Here is a 19,159-nt window from a genome sequence, read left to right as displayed (position 1 = left end):
TTTGGGGTGGGTGATACGTGCGGTGAAGGGGAGCGCTGCTCTGTGCGTAATACTCCGCAATAAGTACTTGACTTGTAAAGTATTGGGGTTTAAATTTAAACCACCAGCCCGGTACTACGTAAGCCCGAGCGCAACCCACAAAGGAAAAACTATGAACAACCCCGGCACTCCGCAACTCGACCCGCAGCTCGACGAATCCATTCGCATCAGCCACCTCGAACCTAAGCGCGGCGACGAGAAGAAGCTCGGCTTCCTCTCCTTCGGCCACTGGGCTGAGGTCCCCGGCTCCCGTGTACCCTCCGCCGCAGAATCACTGCACCAGGCAATCGACCTCGCCGTAGGTGGCGAAGATATCGGACTGGACGGCGCGTTCTTCCGCGTGCACCACTTCGACCAACAGCAGGCAACTCCCTACCCGCTACTCTCTGCAATCGCGGCCAAGACCGAACGCATTGAGCTCGGCACCGGCGTCATTGATATGCGCTACGAAAACCCGCTCTACATGGCGGAACTTGCCGCTACAGCAGACCTCATTGCGGCGGGCCGATTGCAGCTGGGTGTCTCCCGAGGTTCGCCCGAATCCGTCATCCGCGGTTTTGAGAGCTTCGGCTACTACCCGGCAGAAGGTGAAAACGAGAGCGACATGGCGCGCCGCCACCTTGATATTTTCCTCAAGGCAATTGAGGGTGGGGGCATGGCGCCCAGTGCTCGCGTGGCGGGTAAGTACGCCCCCGTCCAGCCGCAGTCGCCGGGGCTGCGTGACCGCATCTGGTGGGGTGCAGGCACTGATAGCACTGCCGTGTGGACCGCACAGAAGGGCCTAAACCTCATGTCTTCAACCCTGATGCTGGAGGATAAGGGCATTCCTTTCGATCAGCAGCAGGCGCAGCAGATTCGCCTCTTCCGCTCCGAGTGGGTGAAGGCGGGTAATTCGGGTGTTCCGCGTGTTTCGGTGTCTCGCTCGGTGCTGCCCATTATTGATGAAATCTCGGCACGCTACTTTGGTCGCCGCGCCGCGGAGGACTCGCAGGATTATACCGGTATTATCGACAACAGCTTCTCTCGCTTTGGTCGTAGCTACATTGGTGACCCGGCGGATATTGCCGAAGAACTTGCCCGTGATGAAGCGGTTCAGGCGGCGGACACCGTGCTGCTGACCATCCCGAACCAGCTGGGCGTGGACTTCAACCTGAAAATGCTCGAGGCAATCGTGAAGGAGATTAAGCCCGCGCTGACTACCAAAGGGGGGCTTGATCCTGTTATGACATGCCCTTGAATCATTTAAAATAGGGAGTAGGTTATGCTTCATAAAGTCATCTGACTTGGTGATTGAGTGATGTAGGGCAAGCTTGTTGAAGGATGTTTAACTTCAACAGGTGGTAAGTGATGAATATCATAGAGGTAGAAAAAGTTTCCCCCTTTACTTAAAAGTCAATGTTGGTTTTCTGAGGGGATGGGGGGAGGTTTTGTGGGTTTATTTGGGTTTAGGTTCCTGGTGAAGGGCTGTTATGTATTGCGTGTCAGATTAAAGCCACGCATCTTCCCTGGTGAAAATAAATCGCTCAAGGCGCGTAATGCAAATTATTTTCACCAACACATCATAATGCACTTTCAATATCGTTGGATTTTGTCTATTGTTAATACGCCACCCAGGATTCTCCAGCGATAATCATGCATTGCGGAGTGGGTAAGCCAGACGCTCACCTAAGGATAAAAATGATCTTGCGGGCGAGCATTTCTTCCTACGGCTGCCCTTCGGAGCATCTTCGGTAGCGCATCGTGAATTATCACTCAACGTACAAGATTAAGGACTACTCCTCATGACCCTTGAAAAATCGTCCACCGAGGCTCAGCAGTCCGGTCTGAGCCGTCGCCAGTTGGCTGCCGGTGCAGCCTGGGCGACCCCCGTTATCGCTGCATCCGCCGTCGTTCCGGCATACGCGGCGAGCACCGGTAACACCGCTGGCAGTGAATACGGTCTCTTCGTGACCACCATTTGTAATGGTGGTTTTCCGGGTTATACCCAGAGCGATAACTCTGGTTTTGATGGACCCACCACCCCCCAGGCATACTGGGCTAACGGTGGTACCTACACCCCGACCATGAACGTTACTTCTGAAGGTTGCGTCAGGGGTTCTGGCATGTCGAAGGTTGGTGCGGGTAGCTACACTCCTGTGACCAACATTGGTAGCGGTCGTGACGGCTCTTATACTAGCGCGACCGGCTTCTGGTTCTCTGTACCCACCACCGCAGTAAAGACTGGTACCGGTTACGTGCCCGGTTCTAAGGCGGTTCTGAAGGCGGGCGCACGCTTTAGCACCAAGGTGACCCTACTTCTCTCGACTACCTCCAACTGGCAGTACACTGTCAACCATATTGGCGTTGCGCGAACTACTCAGTATTGGACTAAGCCTCTCACCGGCCGTCTGAACGATTTGCCAGCTACTAACGCTAAGTACCTGAGCAACGCGAATGTGGCTGGCACGTGGAATGCTTCTGCGCCGACCATCAAGGATAACGGCGACGGTACCGCAACCTTTACCGGCACCATTACCTACACCACCAGCAAGGACTACACCCTGACCCAGTCTGGTTCTAAGTACTACGGCCAGGTCTATATTCTGCCCGGTGTGATTGAAGTTTACGGGGGATACGGTTTTGATAGCTTCACCCTGACCTCTCAGGTAGATTCGGCTACCATCACCTATTCGGGTGCTGAGGTGCCGAACGTTCAGCTGAATAACGAGCTGCAGACCACCTCTACTATTCGTAAGTGCTAATGCAGACGTCTTCTACATTAGAGAGCTGAGAGTGAGAAAACAGGGATTCTGTTAGATCCGACGTTCGGCGCAGACAGTAATTAACAATCTGTCAGATCACGCGCAAACATAATGGTTTTCAAGCCCTGTACCTTCACACTCAGTCGATAGGGTCCGGGTGCATCGCGTGTCATACGTGACTTGCTCCGGCGCTACCCGGTGTAGTAGACAGCACTCTGTTGCCATCGTAAAAGCCCCGCCCCCATCGTTTGGGAGCGGGGCTTTACCGCGCTTTAAAAGCTTGTGCAAAGGTTTTTAGATGCAGAAGTTCTAAGTCCCCCTGTCTAGAAAGCCTTCCTCTTTTCCCAGGGCTCAATAGCGCCCGGAACCACCTCGAAAAGCGGATGCGCACACGCCGCCAGCTCGCCGCGTGCCGCCGTCGCTTCCGTGATGGGCGGTGGTCGCTGATGATCGCGAACTCTGCCGCCTCCTGAGGGCAAGGGTGCGGAGCACGTGCGGCAGCCCGCACAAGTGGACAATCGGTCAGTTATCACTGTATAGTCATCGTATGCTGACTATTGCTTCACACCTCGACGTCATGAACCGGCTCGGCCGCGCCATGGCCGACCCGACACGTTCCCGGATTCTGATGACCCTCCTCAGCGGCCCGAGCTATCCAGCCGTGCTCTCGCGCGAGCTGGAGCTGACCCGCTCGAACGTGTCCAACCACCTGACCTGCTTGCGCGATTGCGGAATCGTCGTTGCCGAGCCCGAGGGCCGCCAGACGCGCTACGAGATCGCCAACCCGCACCTCGCCGCGGCACTGACGTCCCTGATCGACGTCACGCTCGCGGTGGACGAGGCCGCGCCGTGCATCGACCCGGCATGCTCGGTGTCGGGCTGCTGTGGAACGGCGGCGGGGGCATGAGCGAGACCCTGACCACCGCGCGCCGCGCGATGCTGCACCGGCGCGTCCGCTTCATCGTTGGCTTCACGATCACGTACAACGTAATCGAGGCAATCGTCGCAGTCTGGGCAGGCGTCCTCGCCTCGTCCGCGGCGCTCATTGGCTTCGGGCTCGACTCGGTTGTCGAGGTACTCTCGGCCGCGGCCGTCACCTGGCAGTTCACCCGCAAGGACCCTGAGCGGTGGGAAACGGTCACCGTCAAGGCCATCGGCATCGCGTTCTTCGCGCTGGCGGCCTACGTCTCGATCGACGCGGTGCTGGCCCTGGTCGGCCAGGAGGGCCCCGACCACAGCCCGCTTGGTCTCGGTATCACCGCGCTGAGCCTGGTCGTCATGCCTCTGCTGGCGTGGATTGAGGTCCGCACCGGGCGGGAGCTGGGCTCCAAGAGCGTGATGGCCGACGCCAAGCAGCTCATCCTGTGCATCTACCTCTCCGGCGCAGTGTTCATCGGCCTCGTCCTCGACAGCCTGTTCGGCTGGTGGTGGGCTGACTCGGTCGCGGCGCTGGTCGTGGCGGTGCTCGCGGTGCGCGAAGGCCTGGAGGCCTGGCGCGGCGACGTCGAGTCGCCGTTCGAAGTGCTAGGGGACCTCGAAGACGAGGACGACTGACCCGTCACCCGACGATGAAGAGCCAGTGCTGCAACCCAGATATGCGCTACGAAAACCCGCTCTACATGGCTGAACTTGCCGCCATGGCCGATCTCATTGCGGCGGGTCGACTGCAGCTGGGTGTGGACTTCAACCTGAAGATGCTTGACGCAATCGTGAAGGAGAATAAGCCCGCACTAACCACCAAGTAAAGACTCTGAGGTGAAGGTCCTGGGGTAGACCCCGTGCCAAGCTGTTTCCAGCGCTCTGTAATGCGCTGAGATGCTTGTTTCCATACAGCTTAGCCACACATACAGCGATGCCCCGGCAGGCACCCGCAAGGGTTCCGCCGGGGCATTACTATGCTCACCTTCTTAGAAATCCTTCTGTCTAAAAGTCCTTCGTCTTTTCCCAGGGCTCAATAGCGCCCGGAACCGCCTCAAACAGCGGATGCGCACACGCCGCCAGCTCGCCGCGCGCCGCCAGGCGCTTGTTCAACCGGTGCTCCCACTCGGGGTCGCGCCCCGCCACCTTGTGCTGCAGAAAGGCAAGCTCGTACTCCAACTGACCCAAAGGAACGGGAATCAGTGCGACCGAAGCGTACGGGCTTTCTGTCTTGTCGGCACCGTTCTCGCCCGCACCGTGTTCGCCCGCACCAATCAGTGTGCGGTTGAACGAGTAGCCGCGGGCATCCGCCTCATCCGCCAGTCCGGACAGGTAGGCGGCAACCGCCTCCAGCGGCTGCGGATGGGCACGAAAACGAATCAGCTGCGGATGGTTCGTGTACCCGCGAGTCAGACCCCGCAGAACCTTCTGCGCCAGCAGGGTTTCACGCCAACAAGCGACCAGGGCGCGCCGATCGAGTAGGCAGGGGTGAAGGGACCAAATACGCACGCCTAGCCCTGCGCTTCTGCCGCATGTGCCTCAGCGGCATTTTCACCAGCCGATTCTGCGCCCGCGTGCTCGTCACTAAAGTGCAAGAAGCTCTTGAGCACCAGCTCACGCACCGCGTGCAGCAGAGTGTCGCGCGGATGCTGCTCCTGCGTACCGCGTGCCGCGGCGGCAGCCTCATCGTATTCGGGCCATGACAGTAGCATGGCAAGAGCCGCCACAATCTGACCCACGGCAAGCTCACCATCGCTCGCCGAAGCAAAGCCCGCCGTCTCGGTGGAGAGCAGCTGGGCGCGGCACAGACCCGAACCAGCACGCAACAAAATGACGCTGGGATGCTCGGCGCCGGGGCGGCCGTGGCGTTCCTCAGTGACGTCCTCGGCGACCTCCAGGTGTGCGGTGAGGATTGCCTCATCGTCCATAGCGGCGAGACGGTCGTAGCGGCGCACAGACTCAGTGAGGGCGAGGGCGATGGGCTGCTGAATCGGGTAGGTAATCTCCTCGAAACGCTGCAGGGGCTCGGTCAGGCCTGCCGCGGTCGCCTCGGTCGGGCGGCGCAACCAAATCATGCCGAAACTAATAGAATGAACGTTCCTGGAAGCGAAATCGTTCAGATACGCCACATAGGTCTGCTCGTAGTGGCTACGGTCGCGGTTCTCACTCGCATCCTTCAACCAGGTCTCCGCGTAGGAGGCGGGGGTCAGCGCCTCACGCTGAATAAACCACGCCTCTGCACCGCCGTCAGCAACCCAGGCGCGCGGGCGCTCATCCCACGGACGCGGTGCTTCCGGGTCCTCAGAATCACGAATAATCTCCCAATTACCCAGCATCTGCGCGCGACCACCGGGCACCAGCACCGACGGCAGCTGACGCACCAGCGTGCTCACAATTTCGTCACCGGGCAGGCCGCCGTCACGGTAGGTGAACTGCTCCTGCGCACTCTCACCGGCAACACGCGGGGTAATCACGAACGGCGGGTTCGACACCACCAGGTCGAAAAGCTCACCGGCAACCGGCTCCAGCAGGGAACCTTCACGCAGGCTCACGCGCACCTGCGGGTTCTGCGGATCAATATTGAGTGCCTGCGCGTTCAGCAGCAGGTTAAAACGGGTGAACGCCAGCGCACGCTCCGAAATATCGGTGGCGGTCACGTGCTCAGCGTGGGCGAGCAGGTGGAAGGTCTGAATACCGCAACCGGTACCCACATCCAGAGCACGCTTGACGGGGGTGCGCTCGGTAATCTGCGCAAGAGTTAGGGAGGCGTGACCAATGCCGAGCACGTGATCCTTACGGAGGATGCCGGGGCGCTGATGCGCACCCAGGTCAGCGGCAACAAAGATTTCGGTGCCGTCATCGGCGGCGTGCGGGCGTACATTAACGCTTGCAGTCCAGCGGGCAGAATCCGCAGTGTCGCGCTCAATCAGCGCGGCATCCTCGAAATCAACCAGAGCCTTGCCGAAAACCTCGGTTGCCTCAGCCTCAGTGAGCGGGCGAGCCAGCAGGAAAAACGCAAGCAGGCGCGCCAGGTTCTTCTCCTCCACGCTGTAATCGCCGCGCAGAATCTGCTCCACACGCCACAGGCCCGGCACCACCTGGTCACGAGCCAATGCCTCAGCCGCCTCAACGCCCAGTAGCTCCTGCACAGCGTCATAGCTGTAGTTCAACGCCAGCAGGCGTTCACGGATGCGGGTCAGGCGGGCGTAATCATCGCTGCGGGGAGCATCCGCAACAGCGGCGTACTCGGGAGCGAAAGTGGCGGCAGAAATAGTCATGCACACCATTCTACGCACTCGAACAGCGCTCCACTTGCTGACCAAAACTGTAACCTACTCCAAGAGCAGTCACCCCATCGCATACACTGAAACCATGAGTAACCTGTACCCCGATGAAAGTATTAGCGTCGACAAGTGTTGGGAGCGTCTGCACGCGAACACTCTCGGCCGCCTCATCCTCACTGACGGACAGCACGTCGATGTGCTGCCCGTGCTCTACGCCGTTACCCACCAAGACGACAAACAGGAAATCTACATCCGCACCACCCGCGGCAACAAGTTCTCCTCCGTGGTGGTCAGCCGCCGCGTCGCCTTCGAAATCGACGAAACCCTCGAAGACGGCATCCGCTCCGTCATCGTGGTCGGTATAGCCCACTGGCTGCCGCCGGAAATGACCCCGCAGATTGTGCGCACCTTCGACCTGCCAGACTCCGAAACCCACGAAATGCAGTGGGTGCGTATCGTGCCGCAGACTGTGTACGGCCGCGAATACCCGCTGCTGCCCGCATACCTGGACGGAACCCACCCAGACTCTGACACTCTCACCAGCTAGAAGCGCAGGTAAGCGGGTGCGGTGCGCTCCAGTACCCGTGCACACACCACCGCTCCGGTACCGTATGATGTACCGAGTACCCCGCGCACTCATGCAAGCTCAACACTCCCGGCCCACATAAACCAGAACCGGGTCAGCTAGCCTCGCGCCGGGACACCGCGCGCTCGCCGCATGAAATGCCCCGAACGCACCACATCAACTCAACACAAACTACATCCCCACCCACCACTCACCCACGTACATCACAACCTGCCGACGCTCACAAGCGCCAGCGTAGGTTATGGTTGAATATGTAGCTTTTCAATACACAGATAGAGGAGTGCCGTGCCCGCTCAGGCAAAGACTGGAAAAGCCCTGCTGATTGTGGAGTCTCCCTCCAAGGTCAAAACCATTAGCAGCTACCTCGGCGAGGACTACCTTGTCGACTCGTCCATGGGCCATATCCGTGACCTTCCGCAGCCCTCCGAACTGCCCGAAAACCTCAAAAAGAGCCCCGTGGGCAAGTTCGCTGTCAACGTTGAAGAGAACTTCGAACCCTACTACGTGGTCAACCCCGATAAAAAGAAAAAGGTCGCCGAACTCAAGCGCAAGCTCAAAGAAGTAGATGCGCTCTACCTGGCAACCGATGGTGACCGCGAAGGTGAAGCCATTGCGTGGCATCTGAAGGAAGTCCTCAAGCCCAAGGTACCCGTCTACCGCATGACCTTCCCCGAAATCACCCGGGAAGCCATTCAGCGTGCCTTCGGTGAACTGCGCGACATCGACCTGCACCTGGTTGACGCACAGGAAACCCGCCGTATCCTCGACCGAATCTACGGTTACGAAATCTCCCCCGTGCTCTGGCGCAAGGTCGGCCGCGGCCTCTCCGCAGGTCGCGTGCAGTCCGTCGCAACCCGCCTCGTTGTTGAGCGCGAACGCGAACGCATGGCATTCGTCGCCGCCAACTACTGGAACCTGTCCGGACGCTTCCTGACCGCATCCTCCGAAGGCTTCGACGCCAAGCTGGTCGCTGTAGACGGCAACCGCATCGCCACCGGCAAGGACTTCGCCGACGACGGCACCCTCAACACCTCCAAGGTCACCCACCTGAACGAGGAAGCCGCCCGTGCTCTCGCCACAGCCCTGCAGCCCGCCGCGTTCTCGGTGCGCTCCGTTGAGACCAAGCCGTACAAGCGCCGCCCGGCAGCGCCGTTCACCACCTCCACCCTGCAGCAGGAAGCCGCACGTAAGCTGCGTTTCTCCTCCCGCGTGACCATGCAGGTGGCGCAGCGCCTCTACGAAAACGGTTACATCACCTACATGCGTACCGACTCGGTGGCACTGAGCGAGCAGGCAATCTCCGCCGCACGTCGCCAGGCATCCGAGCTGTACGGCGCCGAGTTCGTGCCCTCCGCACCGCGCGTGTACACCTCCAAGAGCAAGAACGCACAGGAAGCCCACGAAGCAATCCGCCCCGCGGGTGACACTTTCCGCACCCCGGACGCTGTGCGCGGCTCCCTGTCCAACGATGAATTCCGCCTCTACGAACTGATCTGGAAGCGTACTGTCGCCTCCCAGATGGCTGACGCGACCGGTTCCACCGCCTCCGTACGCCTGGGCGCCGTGGCATCTAACGGCCAGGACGCCGAGTTCGCCGCATCCGGTACCGTCATCACCTTCCGCGGCTTCCTTGCCGCCTACGAGGAGGGCGTTGACGCATCCCGCGTGGCTGAGCGTGAGGCGAAGGACGCTGAGAAGCGCCTGCCGAACCTGACCACCGGCGAGGCACTGACCGCCGAGGCGATTGAGCCCGCCGGTCACGAGACCCTGCCGCCCCCGCGCTACACCGAGGCGTCCCTCGTGAAGACCCTGGACGAGCTGGGCATTGGCCGCCCGTCCACCTACGCGGCGGTTATCTCGACCATCATGGACCGCGGATACGTGAACGTTCGTTCTGGTTCGCTGATTCCATCCTGGATCGCGTTCTCCGTGGTGCGCCTGCTCGAATCCAGCTTCGGACCCTACGTGAACTACGAGTTCACTGCGCAGATGGAAGAAGACCTCGACCGCATCGCCCGCGGCGAAGAATCTCGCGTCGAATGGCTGGGCGAGTTCTACTTCGGCGGTGGCTCCAAGCGCGGCCTGAAGCCCATCGTCGACAACCTCGGCGAGATTGATGCCCGCAGCATCAACTCCATCCCGATTGCGGACGGCATTGTGCTACGTGTGGGCAAGTTCGGCCCCTACCTGGAAGCCGAAGGCACCCTCGACACCGAGACCGGCGAACTGACCGAACCAATCCGCGCGAACGTACCCGCCGACCTGGCACCGGACGAACTGACCGAAGCGAAGGCACGTGAACTGCTCGAACAGGGCAAGTCCGACGGCCGCGTGCTCGGCGTGGACCCCGTCTCCGGCAACCAGATTGTGGCACGCGACGGCCGCTACGGCCCCTACGTCACCGAAGTTATCGAAGAGATGACCGAGGAACAGATTCAGGCGTACCTGGACGCGCAGCCGACCGAATACTACAAGAACGGCAAGCCCAAGCCGAAGAAGAAGCCGAAGCCCGTCAAGCCGCGTACCGCGTCCCTGTTCAAGTCCATGGATTTGGCGACCGTGACCCTGGAGCAGGCACTGCAGTTGATGAGCCTGCCGCGCGTACTCGGTACCGACGCTGAGGGCGCGGAAATTACCGTGCAGAACGGCCGCTTTGGCCCGTACCTGAAGAAGGGCACGGATTCCCGCTCGATTGGCAGCGAGGACGAGATCTTCACGATTACGCTGGAGCAGGCGCTGGAGATTTACTCCCAGCCGAAGCAGCGCGGTCGTGCGGCGGCTAAGCCCCCGCTGGCTGAGCTGGGCGTGGACCCGGTCAGCGAGAAGAAGATCGTGGTGAAGGACGGCCGCTTTGGCCCGTACATCACCGACGGTATTACGAACATTACGGTTCCGCGTGCGGAGTCGGTGGAATCTCTGACCCACGAGCGTGCGGTGCAGCTGCTTGCTGACAAGCGTGCGAAGGGCCCGGTCAAGCGTAAGACCGCCGCGAAGAAGACTACTGCCGCTAAGAAGACGACTACCCGCAAGACTGCGGCGAAGTCCACTACCGCGAAGAAGACGACCACTCGTAAGACCGCGGCGAAGAAGACCGCCGAGTAGCCGAGCGTGTTCTATCTGAACTGAAAGCGCAGGATGCGCCCCTGATTCCCCGCGTAGGGGTGGGGCGCCTCCTGCGTCTTTTGCATGCCCGGGGAACGGATACCCGAGGAATGGGTGCCCGGCGTGTTCGCAGGTTCGGCGCGTTTTGTGCCCGCGCTGTATTTCTTGTGCCCGCGCTGTGCTGATGCTGGGCATCCGTTCGGATTGTTTGCGGAGTGAGCCGCGCCTCTGACAGACTGGAAGAGGCGCCGCACCTGCGGTACCGCACACAGACAATATCCCGCCGCGGGGCGGGGGAGGGGAGCGCATCGTGCGCCTGGGAGTTCTGGATGTCGGGTCGAATACGGTCCACCTGCTACTGATTGACGGCAGCCCTGGAGCGCGCCCCGAACCGTACGCGTCCCATAAGATTCCGCTGCAGCTCGTGCAGTACCTCGACGCTGAGGGAAATATTTCGCAGGAGGGCGCGGACGCGCTGACCCACTTCGTGACCAGCGCTCGCGACTTCGCAATCGAGAATGAGGCGGAGGACCTGCTGGCGTTCTCCACGAGCGCTATCCGTGAGGCGGGTAATGGTGCGGCGGTGCTGCATCAGGTGCGTGAGCAGACCGGTGTGAGCCTGAACGGTATTTCGGGTGATCAGGAGGCGGCGATTACGTACTTTGCGGTGCGCCGCTGGCAGGGCTGGGGTGCGGGCCGCATCCTTGATTTTGATATTGGTGGCGGCTCGTTTGAGTTCTCGACGGGTACGAATGCGTTGCCGGATGCGGCGATGAGCGTGCCGTTGGGTGCGGGCCGTTTGACGCGTGAGTTTTTTGATGAGCAGCCGCCGAAACCGAAGCAGGTGAAGCGTCTGCGTAAGTATATGCGTGAGCAGATTGCCCCGGTGGCGGAGAATCTGTTGCGTTACGGTACCCCGGATATGACGGTGGGTACGTCGAAGACGTTCCGTTCGTTGGCGCGTATTTGTGGTGCGGCGCCGTATTCGGCGGGCCCGCATGTGAAGCGTGAGATGCATCTGCAGGATTTGCGTTTGTGGACTCGTCGCATGGAGGCGATGACGGTGTCTGAGCGTGCTGATTTGCCGGGTGTTTCGAAGGCACGTGCGGAGCAGATGCTGGCGGGCGCTATTGCTGCGGAGGCGGCGATGGAGGCGTTCGGCATTGAGACGATGCGTGTGTGCCCGTGGGCGCTGCGTGAGGGCCTGATCCTGAAGCGTATTGAGCACCTGGCGGAGGGTACGGGTACTCCGGTCAACCCGAAGACCCTCCTGGGTGAGTAGCGGGGGTGTAAAGACACTCAAACGCCGAATTATGATATTCAAGAAGAATCCCAGCCTACGCATCCGCAAGGGTAAACACATGTTGTTTCTCGCTATGGGGTTGTAACCCGTGCAGAAATTGGGCCATAGGTTAGTTTCTGAGACCATGGCTTTTAACTACGACCAAAGACGCTAACCTATGGCATAAATCCGTAACCTATGACCGGAATCTCCGGCTGCGTCAGGTAGGTGAGAGCTGGTTATGGGTTATGCCTTGCCTTTTCGTCGATAGGTTAGTGACTTTAATGCGGGTTAAAGACCCACGGAGAAGACACTAACCTATCGAAAACCTCGGTCTAAAAAGCAGGCGGCCCCGGACGCACACACGCATCCGGGGCCGCCCGCCACCTGTCAGAACCTACTTCTTAGCACCAAACGCCCGCGTCCACACCCAGCGCGTCAGCACCGCCGTACCCACCGCAACCGCCATCGGCAACCACGCACTCGCACCCTGCCCCGTAAAACCAATCAACAACGTCAACGCAGACAACGGCGCATTCATCGACACACCCAAAAACGCTGCCGTACCCGTCAACGCCGCCGCATACAACACCATCGACGCACCACCCGGCACCCCGCCCAAACCCGGGAACGCCCACAGCACCAGCGCCGCCACACAAAACGCAACCGCCGCACCCAACGCCAAACCCGGCGTCAACGTACCACCATAAGAACCGAAACGCAGACTCAACACCACCACGGTAGCCTTCGCAATAGCCAACGCCAACACATACACTGCCGCCGCCGCAGTCAAACCGCTCACCGCCGCATCCAACGACACATTAAACGTATGCTGAGTCAGCAGACGACCATTACCCAGAATCTCCGGAAGCCACAGCGAAACCACCGCGACCAACGCAAACGCCACAGGAATACGCCACAGAAGAGAACGATCCTTCGCCTTCAATTTCTCCGCACGCTGCGACAACGCCCTAAAACCCAACGCCAACGGAGTCAACACCACACCCGTCAGCGCCGCCACCGTCAGCGTCGTCGCATCCAACGGAAGCTGCGGCACCGGGTACGTCGGCTCATTGACAATCACCAGATTCGCCGTGACCGTCGCCGTCCACACCGTCACCGCACCCACATACAGCGACCGCAGGCTCAGACCAACAGCCATCGCCTCCACAAGGTACACCACGCCACCAATCGGCACCTGATACACCGCCGCCAAACCGGACGCCGCACCCGCCGCCACCAGCAGACTACGCTCACGAACACCCAATAGCGGGGCACCGTCAGCGCCCACAAAACCAAGACGCTCCAGCAGATTCGAGGTACGGCCAGCCGCCAAAGCACCCAGCTCACGAGGCGCGACCTCCTTACCCACCGGGGAACCCGCACCCACCGCAACAATCTGAATCACCGAATGCGAAATCTGCCGCCACAGCGAAGGGGTACGGTCCTCCTCGGTAGCACCGGCAATCTGCGAATTCACGCCGACTACACGCCGACCGCCCGACTGCAGGTAGTACCACACCAACGCCACAAACGGGCCCAATGCCGCCAAAATCAAGGCGCGGCGTGCCGGGTCAGCGCCGTCAGTGACCATCGGGTGATGTCCCTCGGCCTGACCGAAAGTCAGCTCCTGCATAAAGTCCAGAACATAGTGCAGGGCAATTGCACCCAGACCGCTGAACACGCCCGTGACCAGTGCGGCAAGGGTCAGCCCCATCAGGAGGCGAAACGAAAAAGAGTGGGAACCCGCAGGAATATGCGGGCTATTTGAGGAGGAAGCAGTATGGGAAGACATAGAAAAATGAGGGGTGTCGTGTGTTGGTTGGGCGCTTCATACCCGGCACAAAACTGCTGCCGCTGAAGCTGCTTTCATTCTACGCCCGCGCGTTCTACGGCTCGTGGGCGGGCCACAAGCTGAGAAACGGGGCGGTACATGGTGGGGCATGCAGAGTGAGTCTGCCGCCCAGAAAAAGTACCAGAAACACGAGCCAGGTCACATGCCCGTAGCCGTACCCGCTATGCTGGAAGGGTACGTCTCCACACGCCCGCCGCGCACAGCACACCGCGCGCTCCCGCAGGGCGCAGGCACCCCATTAGGAAGGATCAACGATGACCGCAACTATTGCTTTTCTCGGCACCGGCTCTATGAACGGCTCTATCGCTGCGGGTCTGCTCGCTGCAGGCCACGACCCCGCCCACATCCGCGCCACCGTGCGTAGCGAAGAATCTCGCGCCGCCCTCGCCCAGCGCCTCGGCGACAAGGTCGAAATCATCACTACCGGCGGCGAAGCCGACGGCAACCACAAGGCAACCGCTCACGCAGACGTCGTGCTGCTCGGTGTGAAGCCCTACGGCATCGTCGAGCTTGCCCGCGATATTGCGCCCGCCCTCGCACCGAATACTGTCGTGGTATCCGTTGCTGCTGGTGTGACCCTCGAAACCCTCGCCGCGTGCCTTCCTGCAGGTCAGCCCATTATTCGCTGCATGCCGAACACCCCCTCCTCCGTGGGCAAGGGCGTGCTCGCGATCTCCACCACCGAATCCGTGAAGGATGAGCAGAAGAAGCTCGTCGAAGAGATCCTGGGCACCGTCGGTCTGGTCGTTGAGGTTCGCGAGGACCAGATGGATGCGGTCACCGCTGTCTCCGGTTCCGGTCCGGCATACGCGTTCCTGCTCGCGGAGGCGATGGCTGCCGCGGGCGCGGAGCTCGGTCTGGATCATGAGACCGCTCTCAAGCTTGCCAGCGCAACCGTCGCCGGAGCGGGTTTCTTGCTCGACACCAACCCGGATGCGCCCGCCCTGCGTCGCGCCGTGACCAGCCCGAACGGCACCACCGAGCGTGCACTGAACACCTTCGTGGACGGTGGCCTCTTCCAGCTGACCAATGATGCGATGCGCGCTTGCACCACCCGTTCGGCGGAAATGAGTCAGCTGTACACCGCTGACGAGGACTAAGCAGCGGGAATTAACCAGCGGGGACTAATACTGCCCGGTAGCATCCCTCTGATTGGGTAAAACTATAGAAAAAACAGCCTCCTCCCGGCAGAACGGGAAGAGGCTGTTTTCTGTGTCTATTCGCGGGTTGCTCAAACGCGGGCTCCTCAAGGTAGCGAGGAAAAATATTCTTAGGGGCGTGCCGCGAAACGCTCAATCAAATCCACCTGGCCGGACACAATCAGAATGTCGTGCGAGTGAATGCTGGTGGTCGCGTCCGCGTAGGTGAAGTCCTCACCGGGGGACTTAATACCGACCACGGACACGCCGTACTTGGAGCGGATATCCGACTCGGCGAGGGTGAAGCCGTGGGTTTCCTTCGGCGGGCGCATCTTCGCAATCGCGAAGTCGTCATCAAACTCAATGTAGTCCAGCAATCGACCCGAGACGAGGTGCGCGGTGCGGCGGCCGGCATCCGCCTCCGGGTAGATCACGTGGTGTGCGCCAATACGTTCCAGAATCTTGCCGTGTGCGGGGGTTATAGCCTTCGCCCAGATACGCTCCACACCAATGTCTACGAGGTTTGCGGTAATCAGCACAGACGCCTCCACGGAGGTGCCCACACCCACAACGGCGGAGCCGAACTCGTCAGCACCCAACTGGTGCAGGGTGTTGATATCGGTCGCGTCTGCGGAGACCACGTGGGTCAGCACGCCGGACCATTTCTGTACCAGTTCGGGGTCCTTCTCGATGGCGAGGACCTCTTTATTCTGCACACGCAGCTGCGCGGCAACAGCAGCACCGAAACGGCCCAAACCGATCACGAGGACGGGGGCGTTATGTGCACTAGCCAATGGTGGGCCTTTCTTCGGGGAACTTGTAGAGGCGGCGGCGTGAACGCATCGCCAAGCCGGTTGCGGCGGTGGTCGTGCCGATACGGCCAATAAGCATGAGCACGCTGAGCACGTACACGCCCGCAGGTGGCAGGCTTGAGGAGAGCCCGCTGGATAGGCCGCAGGTGCCAAAGGCGGAGATGACCTCGAACATGACTTCCTTGAGGTCTGCGCCGCTAATCATAACCAGAGTCGCTGCGCCGATACACACCATGGTAGCGCTCATAACAAGCACCGAGATAGCAATGCGTAGGGATGACTCGGGGATGGTGCGGTTGAACGCGGCAACCTTCTGGTCGCCTCGTGCTTCGGCAAGGATGGACAGAGCAATCACGGCAATGGTGGTGACCTTCACGCCGCCCGCGGTCGAGCCGGAGCCGCCACCAATGAACATGAGCATGTCCGTCAGCAGGGTGGAGACGGGCGTGATGGTGTCCATATCAACTAGGTTGAACCCGCCCGAACGCATCATCACGGAGGCAAAGATGGCGTTGAGGATTTTATCGCCGGGGGAGTAGGAGCCGATGGTTGCGGGGTTATTCCATTCGAAAAGACCCCAGAAGAAGGCGCCAAAACCGAAGAAGAAGAGGGTTGTGACCACGGTCAGTTTTGCGGTCAGCTGCCAGCGTGAGGGGTGTAAGGGGCTACGCTGAATCGCAATGAATACGGGGAACCCGAGTGAACCCAGGAATACGGCGGCACAGATGGGTCCGAGAATGAACAGGTCGTGGCCGTAGGGTACGATACCGTCCGAGTGTGGGGTAAATCCGGCGTTGTTGAAGGCGGAGATGGCGTAGAAAACGCCGTGCCATAGAGCCTCGTGTGGTGCTTCACCGAGCGCGAGGAAGCGCGGGGTGAGGAGCATAGCAATGAACGCTTCGATGGAGAAAGATGCGTACGCTACTGCTTTGACGATGCCGCCGACCTCACCGAGTCGGCTGATGTTGAGGTCTTCCTGCGCGATGAGTTTAGTGCGCAGACCCATTTTGCGGCCGATAGCCAGCGCGAGTAGGGAGGTGATGGTCAGCGTGCCCAGGCCACCCACTTGGCAGGCGATAAGAATTATTGCCTGACCGAAGGTTGACCACTGATCTGCTGTGGAGACCGTGGTCAGACCGGTCACGGTGACCGCGCTGGTTGAGGTGAAGACTGCGTTGTGTAGCGCGATGCGCTGCCCGTCTGCCGAAGAAATTGGCAGGGACAGCATGATGGTGAAGAAGCTAATGACCAGGATGAAGGCGCTGATTGCGGTGCGCGAGGGGGACGCCAGAACAGAGGAGTCGATGAAGTCGCGGAAGCGTTCGAGGGTTTTCCGGTCGAGCTCTAGCAGGTTGCGTTTGTGCTGAGCATCGGGACTCTCGTGGGTGTGGTCGCGCAGGGCGGGCATGCGGTCGAGCTTAATGCCGGGTACGCTGGTGAGGATACTGAGGTTTTCAGCTTCGAGACGGTCGCGGCGGCTTTGGCGAGTCTGCTGCTTTTGGGGCTCGGAGGTGGTGCCGCTGAGGGTATCCCAGCGGCGGTTGAGCTGGCCCTGGGGGTGGTGGTGTCGGCGCCGGGTGCGGCGGATGATGCGTCCCATGCGCCTCCTTCAGCGGTGTCTGGGTATTGGTACGTTGGGTGGCGGTTTGAGCCTGTGTTTAACGCCTTCTAGTGTATCGCGCTGGGTGCCTGCTGAGGGGGTTGAGGCTTTGGTGGTTTGGGGCTAAATATGTGAGCTTGGAGAAGGCGTGTGACTGGTTTTGTGGGTGGAACCACGAAAACTATATATTCTGCATTAGCTATATAAGTATTGAGAGGCTGGTTGGTTCGCATATGCCTGGGATGAGATACAGGAAATCAACATTAGATGTGATAGGCACTTCATGCTTTTCTCCCTTTCAGAACTTCATGTTGGGCTAGTGCTCAGGGGCTATTCAGAATTTTTGAAGGTAATTTCTGTATCAGCCTCATTCTAAGCTTGAGACGCCACTTTATATGTCATAATCGCTATATGCATTCTGATGTTTTTTCTGTCATCGCAGATTCGACTCGCCGCCGAATTGTGCGTATTCTCGCTGAGCAAACCCACACAGTGGGTGCAGTGGTTGAAAAGCTGGGTATGAGCCAGCCGACCATTTCGAAGCACCTGAAAGTCCTTCGTGATGCAGATGTGGTCTCCGTGACCGTGGAAGGGCAGCGTCGCCTCTACTCCCTGAACCCGGATGTATTCGCCACCGTGACCGAGTGGATTAATGAGACCGTTCAGATTGCGCACCAGTCCAATGAGGCGCACGTACCCGTGGCACTGCCCGGTGGCGTAACTGCGTCTGCCTCCGATAAGGCGACGGCTGAGAACGCAGGCGAGAAGCCGGTCGAGAATACCTCTGAAAAGAATGCTCCGAAGCCCGAAGTTGAAGAACCCACTCAGAAGCTTGCGCCCGCCGCAACTGTACCAGCTACAACTGCACCTGCTGCATCCGAGAAGAACGCAACCGCGGAGACCGACTCTGAGACTTTCGCTGTTGAGGCACCCACCCCCGAGGAAATCGAGCAGGCTCGTATTCAGCGCGTCCGCGCACAGCACCTGACCCCCAGTGCGCGTATCTACTCGCGCCCTGCGGAGCAGACTGCTGATAGTGCCGCTTCCGAACCTGTCGTTGAGAAGGCAGGAGCTGATGAGCCCACCTCGCAGGAAGAGGTAGTGGATAGCACCCCGATGCGCCCCTTCACTCCCGCATCCTACGGGTATGACGCTGGGGTGACCCCCGCGGCGCCTGCTGAGGCTAAGCCCGTGGTAGCGGAGAATCCGGTGGTAATCGCTCAGTCTGCGGCTGCGGTGTCTTATGGTGTCGACCCTTCCACGGTTGTGGGTGGTTCGATTCAGCCTATTGCTGCCACCCCCGAGGCTGCTGCGTCTGAAAAGGTCGCCGACGAAAAGGTTGCTGTTGAGAAGCCTGTTGCACCCGCTGAATCCGTCAGGGAAGAGACAACACGCAAGGAATGTGCAGCTGAGGAATCTGCAATTAAGGATTCTGCAACTGAAAAGTCTGTGATTGAGAAGAACGTAGTGGATGAAGCCGCGGCAGAAGAGCCCATGAATGCTGAACCTGTGAAGGCTGAATCTGCTGAGGAAGTAGCTTGGCCGGTAGAATCTACTGAGAAGGCTGAGCTCGGTAAGGTCGAGCCTGCCAATGATGAGTCTGTCGAGGGTGAGTCTGCTAAGGCTGAAACCTCTGCTGAGGAGCCCGAGTATCAGACCATGCCCTCCTACGATTCTGTGTACCGCCCCAACACTGAGGCGAACAGTGCTGAGGCGAAGGACAACCACCGCGGTGGCCTGTTCGGCTTCCTGCGTGGCCGCCGCCGCTAAGACAGGCGGCTGGGGACTGCCCCGCCAATCG

General features: G+C 60.0%; 14 protein-coding genes and 1 pseudogene. 10 read left to right on the top strand and 5 right to left on the bottom strand.

Annotated features, from left to right (window positions below; genetic code table 11):
* The first annotated feature begins 151 nt into the window (after positions 1 to 151).
* From QFX05_RS03110 to QFX05_RS08385, 5 genes and pseudogenes are all read left to right on the top strand, one after another.
* Positions 152 to 1,276, top strand: a complete 1,125-nt coding sequence (locus QFX05_RS03110) for an LLM class flavin-dependent oxidoreductase (protein WP_279740833.1) — start codon at positions 152 to 154, stop codon at positions 1,274 to 1,276.
* Positions 1,277 to 1,820: 544 nt separating this feature from the next.
* Complete coding sequence (locus QFX05_RS03105) at positions 1,821 to 2,780, top strand: amino acid oxidase (RefSeq protein WP_279740831.1); 960 nt, start codon at positions 1,821 to 1,823, stop codon at positions 2,778 to 2,780.
* 547 nt (positions 2,781 to 3,327) lie between these two features.
* A complete protein-coding gene (gene cmtR / locus QFX05_RS03100) occupies positions 3,328 to 3,687 on the top strand; it encodes a Cd(II)/Pb(II)-sensing metalloregulatory transcriptional regulator CmtR (protein ID WP_049353865.1) in 360 nt (119 codons plus the stop codon).
* Complete coding sequence (locus tag QFX05_RS03095; protein ID WP_279740827.1) at positions 3,684 to 4,334, top strand: cation diffusion facilitator family transporter; 651 nt, start codon at positions 3,684 to 3,686, stop codon at positions 4,332 to 4,334. The genes cmtR and QFX05_RS03095 overlap by 4 nt, the downstream gene beginning before the upstream one ends.
* 38 nt (positions 4,335 to 4,372) lie before the next feature.
* Positions 4,373 to 4,459, top strand: a pseudogene (locus tag QFX05_RS08385) (luciferase); the annotation flags it as partial.
* Positions 4,460 to 4,703: 244 nt separating this feature from the next.
* Here the strand turns inward: QFX05_RS08385 and QFX05_RS03085 are convergent.
* Together QFX05_RS03085 and QFX05_RS03080 are read right to left on the bottom strand one after the other, a co-directional pair.
* A complete protein-coding gene (locus QFX05_RS03085) occupies positions 4,704 to 5,207 on the bottom strand; it encodes a pyrimidine dimer DNA glycosylase/endonuclease V (protein ID WP_279740821.1) in 504 nt (167 codons plus the stop codon).
* Positions 5,208 to 5,209: 2 nt separating this feature from the next.
* Positions 5,210 to 6,976 (bottom strand): DUF7059 domain-containing protein, encoded by a 1,767-nt coding sequence (locus QFX05_RS03080; RefSeq protein ID WP_279740819.1) that lies wholly within the window; start codon positions 6,974 to 6,976, stop codon positions 5,210 to 5,212.
* Positions 6,977 to 7,070: 94 nt separating this feature from the next.
* Between QFX05_RS03080 and QFX05_RS03075 the strand changes: the two genes are divergently transcribed.
* The 3 genes from QFX05_RS03075 to QFX05_RS03065 all read left to right on the top strand — a co-directional run bounded on the left by QFX05_RS03075 (position 7,071) and on the right by QFX05_RS03065 (position 11,952).
* The gene (locus QFX05_RS03075; RefSeq protein ID WP_279740818.1) at positions 7,071 to 7,529 is read left to right on the top strand and encodes a pyridoxamine 5'-phosphate oxidase family protein; all 459 of its coding nucleotides are present in this window, start codon (positions 7,071 to 7,073) and stop codon (positions 7,527 to 7,529) included.
* 324 nt (positions 7,530 to 7,853) lie between these two features.
* On the top strand, positions 7,854 to 10,670 hold the full coding sequence (topA, locus tag QFX05_RS03070) for a type I DNA topoisomerase (protein ID WP_279740816.1): 2,817 nt from the start codon (positions 7,854 to 7,856) through the stop codon (positions 10,668 to 10,670).
* A 310-nt stretch (positions 10,671 to 10,980) separates the two neighbouring features.
* Positions 10,981 to 11,952: a Ppx/GppA family phosphatase gene (locus QFX05_RS03065; protein WP_279740814.1), complete on the top strand. Its 972-nt coding sequence runs from the start codon at positions 10,981 to 10,983 to the stop codon at positions 11,950 to 11,952.
* Between the two features lie 397 nt (positions 11,953 to 12,349).
* Here the strand turns inward: QFX05_RS03065 and QFX05_RS03060 are convergent, their stop codons facing one another.
* Complete coding sequence (locus tag QFX05_RS03060; RefSeq protein WP_279740812.1) at positions 12,350 to 13,669, bottom strand: chloride channel protein; 1,320 nt, start codon at positions 13,667 to 13,669, stop codon at positions 12,350 to 12,352.
* Between the two features lie 392 nt (positions 13,670 to 14,061).
* On the opposite strand from QFX05_RS03060, the gene proC reads away from it, so the two are divergent.
* A complete protein-coding gene (gene proC / locus QFX05_RS03055) occupies positions 14,062 to 14,907 on the top strand; it encodes a pyrroline-5-carboxylate reductase (RefSeq protein ID WP_279740811.1) in 846 nt (281 codons plus the stop codon).
* Positions 14,908 to 15,077: 170 nt separating this feature from the next.
* Here the strand turns inward: proC and QFX05_RS03050 are convergent, their stop codons facing one another.
* The gene (locus QFX05_RS03050) at positions 15,078 to 15,740 is read right to left on the bottom strand and encodes a potassium channel family protein (RefSeq protein ID WP_279740809.1); all 663 of its coding nucleotides are present in this window, start codon (positions 15,738 to 15,740) and stop codon (positions 15,078 to 15,080) included.
* Positions 15,733 to 17,358, bottom strand: coding sequence for a TrkH family potassium uptake protein (locus QFX05_RS03045; protein WP_279740806.1), 1,626 nt, complete (start codon positions 17,356 to 17,358; stop codon positions 15,733 to 15,735). The genes QFX05_RS03050 and QFX05_RS03045 overlap by 8 nt, the downstream gene beginning before the upstream one ends.
* A gap of 411 nt (positions 17,359 to 17,769) precedes the next feature.
* On the opposite strand from QFX05_RS03045, the gene QFX05_RS03040 reads away from it, so the two are divergent.
* Positions 17,770 to 19,128 carry a metalloregulator ArsR/SmtB family transcription factor gene (locus tag QFX05_RS03040; RefSeq protein WP_279740803.1) on the top strand — a complete coding sequence of 453 codons (1,359 nt, stop codon included), beginning with the start codon at positions 17,770 to 17,772 and terminating at the stop codon, positions 19,126 to 19,128.
* Positions 19,129 to 19,159: the final 31 nt, after the last annotated feature.

This window comes from Rothia similimucilaginosa (assembly GCF_029850875.1).
In the GTDB taxonomy this organism is placed as follows: Bacteria; Actinomycetota; Actinomycetes; order Actinomycetales; family Micrococcaceae; genus Rothia.
This window is presented reverse-complemented; position numbering and strand designations above follow the sequence as displayed.